The organism is Sphingobacterium sp. 2149, assembly GCF_031455655.1.
Classification (GTDB): domain Bacteria; phylum Bacteroidota; class Bacteroidia; order Sphingobacteriales; family Sphingobacteriaceae; genus Sphingobacterium.
Genome location: NZ_JAVDTD010000003.1, coordinates 325,127 through 337,584, shown reverse-complemented (window position 1 = coordinate 337,584; position 12,458 = coordinate 325,127). Strand labels below are relative to the sequence as shown.

Here is a 12,458-nt window from a genome sequence, read left to right as displayed (position 1 = left end):
GCATGGACAAGAACAAAACCGTATTAATCATCGATGATGATCAAAACAATATATTTGCATTGAAATTGGCCCTAAAATCGAGAGGCTTTCAAGCCTTTGGTTGCCTGTCTGCGGAAGAGGGGCTTGCTCAGCTGCGGGATCGTGCTGGCGTCGGTCTGGTGCTGATGGATATGATGATGCCCGAGATAGACGGATATGAAGCTACCCAGCTGATCCGCAAAACTTGGGATGCCCAAGAAATGCCGGTCATCGCAGTCACGGCGCAGGCGATGACTGGAGACCGTGAAAAGTGTCTGGCAGCGGGAGCCAATGGCTATATTTCAAAACCGATCGACATCGAACTTTTGGTGCGGTTAATGGGGGAAATTGCAAAATGATCAATGGCAAAAAAATTGTTAGCCAAGAGCAGGTGATGATATTGATGGAAGATGTGGAGCGTCGCTATGGTTACGATTTTACCCATTATACCACAGCGTCTTTATCGCGGCGGATCAACCAGCTGTGCCTACTGGATAATTTTGCAAGTTTTGCCGAATTGCGGTACCGTGTGTTACATGAAGCTGAATACATGCAACGATTCGTCGAAAAGATGACGGTTAACGTTACAGAAATGTTTCGCGATCCAAGCTTTTTTTTGCGTTTGCGGCAGGAAATCTTACCCAAATTAGGCACTTCACCCTTTATTCGAATTTGGATAGCGGGCTGTGCGACAGGGGAGGAAGCATATTCGTTGGCCATTTTGTTGCAGGAAGCCAAACTACTGCACAAATCACTGATTTATGCCACAGATATTAATCCTTCTGTTCTAGAGCAGGCTAAGCGGGCCGTTATACCCATGGCAAATCTAAAATCTTATGTAGAAAATTACCAGCTTTCGGGCGGAAAAGCGGACTTTTCCAGTTATTATACAGCCAATTATAAGTGGGTGAAGCTAACATCCAGCTTGCAGGAAAGGATTGTCTTTGCTTCACACAATCTGGTAAGTGATGCATCTTTCAATGCCTTTCAGCTGATTCTGTGTCGCAATGTACTCATCTATTTTGATACGCAACTGCAGGCTAAAGTCTTATCTTTATTTGATGAGAGTTTGGAAACCCTCGGATACCTAGCGTTGGGCAGTCAGGAAACGCTACGCTTCTCGGTACTGGCACCAGATTATCAGCAAGTGGGTAACGAAAAAATATGGCGTAAGGTTAAATAAAATGGGTTCATATTTCATTGAACTATTTTTAAAAAATTAACTTATTAAAAAAAATAAAGTATCTTAGTGGGATTGGAGGAAAAATGACTAAAATTCTTTTAGTTGATGACCATCGGCTTGTAAGAAACGGGATACGATTGATCATTGATACCCACGACAAGCTTTCTGTGGTAGCGGAAGTAGATAGTGCAGAGGATGCATTAATGTACCTTGAAAACAATATCTTGCCGGATTTAGTTTTAACTGACCTGAATATGCAGGGTATGGATGGAATAACTTTCATCCGAATGGCCAAGAAGATCTATCCAGACGTCAGATTTGCGCTGTTGTCGATGGTGGAAGAACCGAATGAAGTGGCCGAAGCTTTTCGTAGTGGTGCAGACGGTTATCTGTCGAAGGGTGGCGATTATGATGAAATCTTATTTGGATTATTACGTTTGTCCCAAGGGCATAAATATCTGATGACCAATTTCGGTCTACGGTTTATGGAAAATTTTGACGTGGAGAGTAGTACCAGTGTCGATGTGGCTTCACGTCTTTCGCAATATGAAATCACGGAGCGGGAGTTTGCTGTACTTGAACTCATTGCTCAAGGCTTTACTGCTGTGGAAATTGCAGATAAGATCTTTTTGAGCAAACGGACTGTTGAAGGGCACCGTCAAAATCTCATGGATAAGACCAAAAGTAAAAATACAGCCGACCTGATCCGTTTTGCATTTCAGCAAAAGTTACTGAGTTAGGAGAGGCTTTTTTTTGGATGAAAAGGATGGCCTATGGCTTATGGATAAGCCTTATGATGGGTGTCAATTGAAAGTAAAGGTGGCTTCCAGCTCATGGAAGCCACCTTTACTATTGTCTTATGCGTGCTCGAGTGTAGCACTTTTATTTCAACTTTTTCAATTTTATCATTTTGGTTGACGCAGGTATTGTATAACGGTTAAATGAATCCTTACTGAAACCTTCTACTACGTAGTTGCTTTCGGTATTAACATTAAGCAAAATATTCGTAATCGGTTGCTGATTAGCGCTATTGAAGACCAGCGTGATGCTGCGGTCTTTTTGATCGTAGTGCAGTTCGGCAATCTCGCCGGCATCTGTTGTGAGCCAAAGATTCTCCTTGGCAAGGAACACGCGGCCTTTGGATGCTGTCGTTAGTGCAACTTTGACCAGCTGTTTTTCGGTTTTTAGATTACCGCTGAATGCCAGCCACCCAAATTCAGGGTGCTCCACTATATAGGTTCCCGAATTGACTGCATAGCCATAAAAACCGGTTCCGTAATCTCCGGAGATGCCGTCATTGGCCAAGGTGGATGGGTAGGAGTGGAATGCTCCGGGACCGAAGCCGTCGGCTGTGACATTGGCCAGCGCTCCCATCATGCCGGCATGTCCGATACGTAGCAAGTAGAAATCATCGGGATGGTCCCGATAGGCTGTCAGAACAGGTATGGAATTAAGCGCGGAACCGTAGTGATGTAGCTGACGCTCGATTCGCGAAAGCTTCCCACCATAAACAAAATCCCAGTAACGCCGCGCACTGCCGTTGTAACCCCAGTGTGGAACGGTAGGCATATAGGCGATAATGGCATTCAACGTCACCTGTGCTTTCTCATCAAATCCAAAAAAGCGCGACCAAAGAAATACTTCTTCTTGACCCGTGGAATCCCAAGGCATTTCACTTCCGAACGGATAATTAAGGGTTTTCCAATGCTCTGCCCGCTTGCGCATAGCAGCTTCAAGGTTAATGGCCATCGTAGTCAATCCTTCTCGGCGAAGATCTTGTAAGACGATAAGGAAGATACTGCCTTCCATTTGGCCGAACTGGGCGTAGTAAGGTGCCTTTTCTACCATGGCGATACTCGTTTGGTAAGCCCGTTCAAGGAAAGTTTGCCAGCTTTCCTCATTCACTAAATTCGTATAGTTGCGGGCGAGTCTGTACATCACCCAGTGCGCGGCCGCCACATGAGGATAATTGTAGGAACGACCAATATCGTCGGCTTCTTTTTTCGGCCAGGCAGACCAAGTCTTCCAGTTAATGTCCGTACGATAGGTGCCAGCTGGCATGGAGTCGGGTTCATAATAAAATAGGCTTTTGACAACCCCATATTTCTTGTCTCCTTCTTTGTGCTGGATATGGCCATATAAGGTCTCATTGACAAATCGTTTCAATTTGGCTATTTCCTGTTGATCGGGCTGCAATACTTGTTTCATCAGTGCGGCAAGCCAGCTTGCCGCTCCAGCTTCGTCACTGAGACCAGCAAACCAGGCACTTCTATTTTGGGTGATGGGCTGCTGTTCCTCATAGTCGTATGATATGACAGCCGGGGAGCGGCCGAAGAGATCTTTGTCATTCTCATACCATTGTTTTGTGGTAAGGAAATGGCCGAGATCCTGAACCACTTCTTTTTCGGACTTGATTATTTTGTATTGGACTGTCTGCGTAATACCGTCCCGATAGTTGATTGTTAGTCTTGCACGTCCCCAACGGTTGCCTTTCACTTCATATTCTGTCCATTGCTGCGGTGTGTTTCCTTTTTTTGTCAAGGTTAATGCTCCTTCGGGATAAACACTGATACTTTTAATGGCTTTGTTGTGCTTGATAAAAAGTTTGGCCGGATTGTCCATCGGAACAAGATAGCCAGGTACGCCAATAGCTACAGGCCTGTTGTTCTTCACTAACTCCGACTCTATTTCCCGGATACTTGGGGCAAGGACAAATTTTAAGGCAAAGGTCTTTGATTCATGTGGTTTCAAGAACGTAGAAGTCGGTGTATTCCATTGTTCTACGCCTTTCCATTCAGTCTCGGCATGAGCCTTACTGTGGATCAGCCATTCATGAAACCCCTCAAAAGTAATACTTCGGGGAGTAGGGTCTGTATTGAGCGGATTGTAGGCTTCAAATCCTGCATTTTTATAGGGCAATACCAGCAAACTTGGACCGTTGCCGTGCAGGCGGTTGACTTGCAGATATCCGGCATCTTTACCGATATAGGGATCGAAAAAGACATTCTGGGCGTGTGCTTGATCGAGATTCTTCCAGTCCATGTTATTATTGAATGGGAGAGGGATACCCATTGATCCAATCTCGATCGCATAATCGTTGGGGTTTGTGAGTTCAAAACTCAAGATCAGATCACCATGGTCATCTTGCCAGTGACGGATCACTTTCAAAGGGATATGGTTAAGCGTGGGAGTGATATCTGCACTAGCAAGGTTGTTTTTCGCAGGAGGTATTGCGATGACATGCTTACGTTCTGCAGCTGATGAATAGGCCGTCCATGAGCTGTCTCCCTGACGACGCAAACGGATATTGATATCGCCGATATGAAAAAACTGATTGCGATCTCTTTTGTTTAGAAGTTCAACTGGTGTATAGTCAAAACCCTTTTCGCCGCTATTGGGTCGAAAGGAAGATAGTGTTTGCGATGCGTTGAGTATAGCTACGTTGAGGTTTTTCAGGGTGAAGCTCTTTGCACCCTCTTCCAAGCCCAAAGTGGCTTGCTGTGCTTTTACTGCTTTCCATACCGGATGTTCATCCTGCTGGCTATACACGCTATTTGACAACTGTGTGCAGAAGAGCGCAAATAGGATCCAATAGCTTTTTTTTAGATTCATTTTAGACATTTTAGTAACCATTTTAAGACAGCGAAGGTCATTGCTCTTACAAAGATGGATGATTGTACCCTGTATTTATGGGTGAATTTTAACCTTAAATAGCCCATTCTTAACCGATTTGACTTCAAAATTTGGAATACCGCTGCTGATTTATAAATTTAATGTAAAATTGACATTTATCGTGTGTTTTATTCGTGTTAAAATCGATTGGTTGAGCTGTCAATTTTTGAACCAATAAACTTTGCGTTATGAGGATGAATTCTTTCTATTTTACGGTGCTGGCTATAATGTACTGGTCGTTGGGCAACAAGACGTTCGCGCAGTCGTTACAACCTTGGCAGCAACCGAATGTGCTGAATCCGCTGCTGCCTGGATATTTTGCTGATCCGACGATTAAAAAAATTGCTGATACCTATTATATTTTTGCGACGACTGATGGGAATGGCTGGGGTGCGGGCCCGTCACAAGTATGGACATCGCAGGATTTAAGAAACTGGAAGATTCAACCGATGAACTGGCCCAATACACATTGGTACTGGGCGCCGGATATGACACAGGGATACGATGGCCGTTATTACCTCTATTATAGTCAGCCTGTTGAAATTTTTGGGGCGGTGGGCGACAGCCCAACGGGTCCCTGGAAACCTTTAGTGCCTGACGGCAAATCGATGATCCCAAATTATATGATTCCGGGCGTGATTACCCTAGACGGGCAAACCTTTCGAGATGACGATGGTCGTATCTATATGTATTGGGGAACCTGGGGTATCTATCCCGATCATGGATGCGCTGTAGGGATACTCAACAACGATATGAAAACTTTCGAAAAGACAGCGTTGATCCCCAATACGGTGGCGAAGGACTTTTTTGAGGCTCCTTATATGTTTAAACGTAAGGGCATCTATTATCTGATGTACTCTTCCGGTCATTGTGAAGATGATAGCTACCGCGTACAATACGTTAAAAGTAAAATAGGCCCCATGGGACCTTTTGAATATCCCTCTACCAATCCCATTTTGATCACCAATGAGGATGGTAGCATTCATGGCCCAGGACATCATAGTGTGCTGGAGCTAGACAACCGTTATTTTATTGTTTATCACAGACACAATAATCCGCATTCAGGAGGTGGTTTCCATCGTCAGGTGGCGATGGACGAAATTTTCTTTACGCCAGAGGGTGATATCGTTCCGGTGCGGCCTACACATACTGGCGTGCAGGATGTACTACCTTATCAGGCAGAGCCGGTCGATTTGGCTTTTGGGAAAGCAGTGAGGGCATCTTCTTTTTACACTATGGATTTTAGACCCTCTTTCGTGGTAGATAATAATAATGGAACATTATGGCGGGCCAAGAACAACGAAGGACCGGCCTGGGTAGAAGTAGACTTGGGTAAGGTGGTGGATATACAGACAATAGCCATTCAATTTGAGTACCCGACTTATGCCTATCAGTACCGATTGGAGACTTCTGTCGACGGAATAACCTGGACAAGTTATGTGGATCGTTCGGATAACAGCCGTTGGGCAAGTCCTATCGTTGAACATGGTAAAGCTTTGGGGCGATACGTTAGACTGCATATACTCAATACGCAATTGAATGGCCTTCCTCGTGGTCTGTGGAATATGAAGGTTTACACACAGCAGCTCGCTCAGGAGACATTGTGGTCGCCACCACAACACATGGCTGCTAAAGAAGTAACGCGAGGTGATCTGATCCATATTGATGCAGCGGATTGCGAGGAGGGGCAACATGTGAAAAGTATTAAAAATAAGGGTTTGATAGGGGGAGTGTTTAGTTCTGAACAGGCATTGGCCGTTAAAAATTATCAGGGAAAGCGAGCCTTTTTCTTCAATGGAACCACCGCGCTGCGATCGAGTTTTGCCGTACCGCAGTCGCTGGAAGGGAACAGCTCGTTTAGCCTTGCGCTGTGGGTAAATAATCCTACGGTCGAAAGATTTGAACAGCTGCTCGCCTGGTCGGCGGGATCGCAGGACCTCAGTAAGGCGCTATTTGGTTATGGCAGCGATCCAAAACAGGGTGCCATCATTCATGGATCGTGGCCTGATATGGGGTATTCGTCTGTTCCAGAGGCAAATGCCTGGCATCACATTGTATTCTCTTTTGATGGCTATCAAGAGTCTATTTATGTGGATGGAAAGCTGCAGCGTACGGAAAACAGAATGCTATTCGTTAATCCGGGAAGGTCTTTTGTTCTTGGGGCTTCAGACATACTCAATCAAAACTTTTCGGGTTATGTAGCGGGTTTGAAACTGTATAATACCGCCTTGGATGAGCAAGCAGTAGTCAAGTTGGCAAATGTTGACCCGAAATGGCAATTTTTTGCGCTGCAAAGTGATGATTTGAACTTGGGTAAGCTCACTACCTTACGAAACCAGGGAACAGCAGCAGACACGTTGGTAACGCTCCAGAATGCGGAAGTCGTTGTGAAGGGGAACAGACTGTCAATAAAAGGACACACCGTTGAAAGTAAGGCTTTGACAGCGATATTGCAGGAAAAAAACTATGCTTTGGACTTCGACTGGTACGATGGTACTGCGTGGCAACATGCTGTGATTACAGCTGATAATGGGAAGAAGAAATTCTATCGTAATGGTAAATTTGAACAGCTGGGTCATTCAGACAAACTGCTGCGGATCATGAACAACGGTATCCAATTGACTTATCCCTTTCATTTCTTTCGTGCTTATCCACATCGCTTAACATCGGATGTAGTAAATAAAAGGTTCAGTCAGTGGAAAGAAGGGTTGGCTAATGGTTTGGAAGGGTATGTTCCAAAGGTACTTTCGCCACCGCACTTTATCAATGGCAATCAGGTCTTTGTGCAGGTGGAAAAACAGCAAGGGCTTTGGTATCTGTTTCGGGGAGAAGGTGAACTATCGGGCTGGAAACAAGAGCCCTACCATCTTTTTAAATCATCCAAAATTGAGAACGCCATCGAAGTGTTTGCCAAAGATGTCTTTGGACATGTGAGCAAGCCCACCCGACTGTCTGTTCGGGAGCTAAAGCCTAACTTGCTCCAGTTCTCACAACTACAGGGGGATACAACCAAAAGTAAGAAGATCCCTTTTTGGGATGGATATGAAGCTATTGGTTGGAATGATAGTACACAGACTGAGGTTTCTTGGCAGAAAAGCAGCTGGAGAATACAGTCCAGAGACACCAAGTGGGGCGACAAATTACATCCCGGCCCTTTTCTTTATAAGGAGGTGGAAGGTGATTTTACTGTGGAAGTCAAGGTAAGCGATGTAGCGGGATTGGCTCGTCGGATACGCACATCAAACGAAGCCGGTATTATGATTCAACCGGTGGACAGAAAGGATGCTTACATCAATCATTGTATTTTAACGGGATGGAACCTCGGCAATCTTTCACGAAGCATTGGACCGCAAATTTTTCAGGAAGACAATACGGGCACGGGAATCGATTTTTCGCCTTATCTTCAGGTTCAAAAGGTGGGTGATTATTTCTTTTTACGTTTCTCAAAAGATGGTCTGGATTGGAAGGATCTACCGGGCACACCATTTGTACGAAATGATCTGAATGGTAAAAAGCTGCGCGTTGGACTGTATCAAATTGCAGGTAACAATGCGTTGGGCTATGTCGTATTTGATGCATTCAGGATATGGAAATAAACCTATTTCTCATTTTCTTATGCGCATAATATGGTTTTTATGCGCATAATGACCTTAGTCCAATAGCTAAAAATAATGTCTATTTTTCCTCAAAGATAGATTGGCATGGATTGGTCTGTTTTCCTCTAATATTTTTAACCCCCTTGCTGTTTAGCCATTCGGTAAAATGATCGGGATTTTCTGGTATAAACTGGATGACTTGACCATTTTTCAGGAGTAAGGAAAATATACCACAATTAGCAATGAATTTTTTGATTTCATCGGAACGGTGTTTCAATGGTGAAAAATATTCCATAACGTCTGGCTCTTTTTTTTAGTAGGTTGGATAAAATATCCAAAACATCATTAAATGGTTAATTCAATCGATTGCTTAAATCATATCAAAGATGCAAAAAAATATTTAATATTTCTTTAAATGATTAGAAATTATTGTGCTGGTTTTTTGATATAAAATTGTTTTCGTTGAGCGATTGAATTACCGTATTTTGATACAAAATCTTAGCAACCGTTTCTAAAAGAGTGTGATTTTGTGGTTTTTGGCGCGATATTCAACATCTTCATTGGCCGCTTCGATCCTGTGTTTTAAACATTTTTACCCTTCTTTTAAATATTTGTTGCAAAGGAATCTTAATGAAAACAATAGTTTTGCTTTATAACCAACTAGCAAACGGCTAACTCATTTTACAAGGAATGAGCTGATAAAGGGAATGATGATTTTTTAAGCATACACCTTATTGAAGAAAGCTTGTATTATGTGGCGATATTCCACATATTGGGTGAGTATATACAATTTGAATGTAAGTAATAACCAATTCATATCAATAAATAACCAAGTACCTGCCTTAGTAGGCAGCAAGAAATTTATATCAAGTAAGATTATGAACAGAAATTATGTGTCATCTTTCTTTTGTTTTTCCAAAGAGAGGAATAGGAAAGTGAAGTGGTTGTTAATAGCTTCCATGTTAATGTCCATTGGACGACTGTCTGCTCAAGAAAAAGTGATCCATGGGAAGATCATAAGTGATCAGGGAAAACCCATTATCGGGGCATCGATCAGAGTGAAAGATAAAACACTCAGTACATCCACAAATGAGAAAGGTGAATTTGTGCTCAAGCTCAATCCGGGCGAGACCATTATTGTGTCCAATGTAGGTTATAAACTCGTCGAATATGTCATCGGTAACTCTTCAGAGGTGAGCATTCCACTTGTTGCCACAACCATTGCGGTGGATGAGGTTGTGGTGGTTGGATATGGTAAGCAGAAGAAGGTGGATCTAACATCTTCCATTGCGGTTGTCGATACTAAAGATCTTGTAAAAGTACCTGGAGGAACGATAGCCACGCTTCAGAGTGCTGTGCCCGGTGTGCAGGTAACCAATGGAGCTATCCGCATCCGTGGTGTAGGATCCATTAACGGAACCGATCCCCTCTATGTGGTAGACGGCATGATCGGCGGGGCAATGCCCGACGAGAATAATATTGCCAGCATTCAGGTGTTGAAGGATGCTGCATCTAGTGCCATTTATGGTGCCAGGGGTGCCAATGGCGTTATTTTGGTCACCACAAAACGGGGTAAAGCCGGAGATGTGAAGATTGATTACAATGCTTTTGCTGGCATCAAAAATATCTCCCATAATGTACCGCTATTAAACGGACAGCAGCTGGCGGAATTGATTAATGAGGAAATGTATAATAAAGATCCTTCACGTCAAGACTACCTGGCTGCGCTCGCTAAACCGACGGCCATTGGGGAAGGATATAACATGATGGATGAACTGTTGCAGACTGGCAATTACCAACGGCATAATCTTTCCCTTTCGGGTGGTTCTCAAAATGCCAATTTTCGGTTAAGTGGTATTTATGCTACAGATAAATCCATTATTATTCAAGATAAAAACAAGTATTATGGCGCCCAATTCATCTCTGATTTTACCAAAGGTAAACTTAAGATAGGGGAAACACTTTCCTTGGGGTATACCCGCCGGAACTGGAGTGATAAAAATATCATCGATGCGCAGAAGTGGTCTTCGACATTGCCGCTATATGATGCGAATAGCAGTACCGGATTTGCAGGAGCTGGCAACGGAACCGACGTGCAGAGTGCATTGGCAAATGCATACCTCAATAAAAACGTCAATGATAACTTTTCGGTAAATGGGAATGCCTGGGCTACCTATGAAATTATAAAAGGACTGGTCTATAAATTTAATATGGGAATAGACCTTAGCCGGGTGCGGAATGAGGGTTACATTGGCAACTACTCGGTCGGTCAATATCAAAACCATAGTCCTGATGAACTCAATATATCCAGTAGTCAGAATAACCGATGGTTATTTGAAAATACGCTGACTTATGAAAATAATTTTGGCAAACATGCCATTTCGGCTTTGGCAGGTATCACGTCGGAAGAATCCCGTTATAATGCGGTGAATGCCGGGGCCCGGGGGTTGCCAAGTCCAGATGTTTTGATTCTCAATTCGGCCTCCTTGGCGAGTTCCCGCCTGGTTGGGTCAGGCGTGGGGCAGTCGGCCATGTATTCTATGCTTGGACGTGTCAACTATAATTACGACAATCGATATCTCCTGACATTTAATATGCGACGGGATGGATCGGCCAACTTTAGCAACCAATATCGTTATGGAAACTTTCCTTCGGTATCTGCGGGATGGCGCATCAGTCAGGAATCATTTATGAAAGCATTTCCTGCAATCAGCGAATTGAAGCTCCGCGGTAGTTATGGACTTCTGGGTAATTCGGATATTGCACAATATCAATATCAACGGACGGTTAGTTTTGATCATGTGTGGTATTATCTCAACAATGTGATGGTGACAGGTGCTTTACCACAGACTCCTTCTAATCCGAATGTAAAGTGGGAAAGCCAGTACTCTACTGATATTGGTGTCGATTTGGAACTTTTTGATCATAAATTGGCTTTGACCGTCGACTATTACAATAAAAGGACTGAAGACATGCTGATCAATGTGCCTATTTCGTTCACTGCTGGGTATGGCAACAACTTTCCGGTGCTGAATGCCGGTAGCATACGGAACAGGGGCTGGGATGTCTTGGCATCGTATAAAGATCGAGCAGGCAATTTTAGCTATCAAATCGGAGCCAATATATCTTTTGTGAAAAACCGTGTTCTCAGCTTGGGCAATAATAATGAAATTTTGTGGGGAAATATCTCACCTGGGGGAGAAAATGTAACGAGGACAGCCGTTGGCCGTTCAGTGGGGGAATTTTGGGGCTACACAACCAACGGTTTATATACAAACCAAGCGCAATTGGATGAAGATAAATCTTTTGCGCCCAATGCAGCACTTGGGGATGTGCGGTTCAACGACCGAAATGGCGACAAGGTCTTAAATGATCAGGATAAGGACTTTTTGGGAAGCCCAATACCCGATTTTAGCTATGGGTTCAATGCTGACGTAAGTTATAGCAGTGCTATCGGGATTTTTGATTTGTCGATGATGTGGCAGGGAAGTCAAGGGAACGATATCTACAACAATAGCCGCTATTGGGGCGAGGGAATGTACCATTACTATAACAATTTTGCTTCTACGCTGGATCGCTACCGTGCGGAGGAACTTATCTTCAAAAATCCAGTATCCGGTGAAACGACAGTGTATCCCAAAAATACAGATACCGATATTCCACGTGCTGTGCTTGGTGATCCTAATCAGAATTTAAGGGCTTCGAACAGGTTTGTTGAGGATGGTTCTTATCTGCGGCTCAAAGTCGTCAATATTGGTTACAGTTTTTCTAGCCCAACGCTTGAACGCTGGAAGATCGACCGATTACGGTTTTATGTCGGCGCAAAAAACCTGCTGACCTTTACCAAATATTCGGGGTATGATCCTGAAGTGGGGTCGGGCGATACACGCTCGAATTTGAGCCGTGGAATTGATGGGCAAACGCCATGGGGACTAAGCTTCCCAAATTCTAGAGAGTATTTTATGGGTATTCAATTTACATTCTAACCA

At 43.7% G+C, this 12,458-nt stretch carries 7 protein-coding genes; 5 read left to right on the top strand and 2 right to left on the bottom strand.

Features of this window, described 5'->3' with window-relative positions; all coding sequences use genetic code 11:
• Positions 1–2: 2 nt before the first annotated feature.
• The 3 genes from J2X77_RS06190 to J2X77_RS06180 all read left to right on the top strand — a co-directional run bounded on the left by J2X77_RS06190 (position 3) and on the right by J2X77_RS06180 (position 1,941).
• Positions 3–377 (top strand): response regulator, encoded by a 375-nt coding sequence (locus J2X77_RS06190; protein ID WP_209575026.1) that lies wholly within the window; start codon positions 3–5, stop codon positions 375–377.
• Positions 374–1,201, top strand: a complete 828-nt coding sequence (locus J2X77_RS06185; protein ID WP_209575024.1) for a protein-glutamate O-methyltransferase CheR — start codon at positions 374–376, stop codon at positions 1,199–1,201. Before J2X77_RS06190 ends, J2X77_RS06185 begins: the two co-directional genes overlap by 4 nt.
• 83 nt (positions 1,202–1,284) lie before the next feature.
• A complete protein-coding gene (locus J2X77_RS06180) occupies positions 1,285–1,941 on the top strand; it encodes a response regulator transcription factor (protein ID WP_209575022.1) in 657 nt (218 codons plus the stop codon).
• Between the two features lie 142 nt (positions 1,942–2,083).
• Here J2X77_RS06180 and J2X77_RS06175 read toward each other — a convergent pair whose 3' ends face one another.
• Positions 2,084–4,813, bottom strand: a complete 2,730-nt coding sequence (locus J2X77_RS06175) for a DUF5695 domain-containing protein (protein ID WP_209575020.1) — start codon at positions 4,811–4,813, stop codon at positions 2,084–2,086.
• Between the two features lie 248 nt (positions 4,814–5,061).
• Here J2X77_RS06175 and J2X77_RS06170 point away from each other — a divergent pair, with 248 nt between their 5' ends.
• Positions 5,062–8,469: a family 43 glycosylhydrolase gene (locus J2X77_RS06170; protein WP_310079680.1), complete on the top strand. Its 3,408-nt coding sequence runs from the start codon at positions 5,062–5,064 to the stop codon at positions 8,467–8,469.
• 79 nt (positions 8,470–8,548) lie between these two features.
• Here the strand turns inward: J2X77_RS06170 and J2X77_RS06165 are convergent, their stop codons facing one another.
• Positions 8,549–8,764 carry a hypothetical protein gene (locus J2X77_RS06165; RefSeq protein ID WP_209575016.1) on the bottom strand — a complete coding sequence of 72 codons (216 nt, stop codon included), beginning with the start codon at positions 8,762–8,764 and terminating at the stop codon, positions 8,549–8,551.
• 583 nt (positions 8,765–9,347) lie between these two features.
• On the opposite strand from J2X77_RS06165, the gene J2X77_RS06160 reads away from it, so the two are divergent.
• Positions 9,348–12,455, top strand: a complete 3,108-nt coding sequence (locus J2X77_RS06160; protein WP_310079677.1) for a TonB-dependent receptor — start codon at positions 9,348–9,350, stop codon at positions 12,453–12,455.
• Positions 12,456–12,458 lie beyond the last annotated feature (3 nt).

Excerpts from the sequence above, each read along its gene's own strand:
- J2X77_RS06190 (WP_209575026.1), top strand. The coding sequence starts at position 3 with ATGGACAAGAACAAAACCGTATTAATCATCGATGATGATCAAAACAAT.
- J2X77_RS06185 (WP_209575024.1), top strand. The coding sequence starts at position 374 with ATGATCAATGGCAAAAAAATTGTTAGCCAAGAGCAGGTGATGATATTG.
- J2X77_RS06180 (WP_209575022.1), top strand. The coding sequence starts at position 1,285 with ATGACTAAAATTCTTTTAGTTGATGACCATCGGCTTGTAAGAAACGGG.
- J2X77_RS06175 (WP_209575020.1), bottom strand. The coding sequence starts at position 4,813 with ATGAATCTAAAAAAAAGCTATTGGATCCTATTTGCGCTCTTCTGCACA.
- J2X77_RS06170 (WP_310079680.1), top strand. The coding sequence starts at position 5,062 with ATGAGGATGAATTCTTTCTATTTTACGGTGCTGGCTATAATGTACTGG.
- J2X77_RS06165 (WP_209575016.1), bottom strand. The coding sequence starts at position 8,764 with ATGGAATATTTTTCACCATTGAAACACCGTTCCGATGAAATCAAAAAA.
- J2X77_RS06160 (WP_310079677.1), top strand. The coding sequence starts at position 9,348 with ATGAACAGAAATTATGTGTCATCTTTCTTTTGTTTTTCCAAAGAGAGG.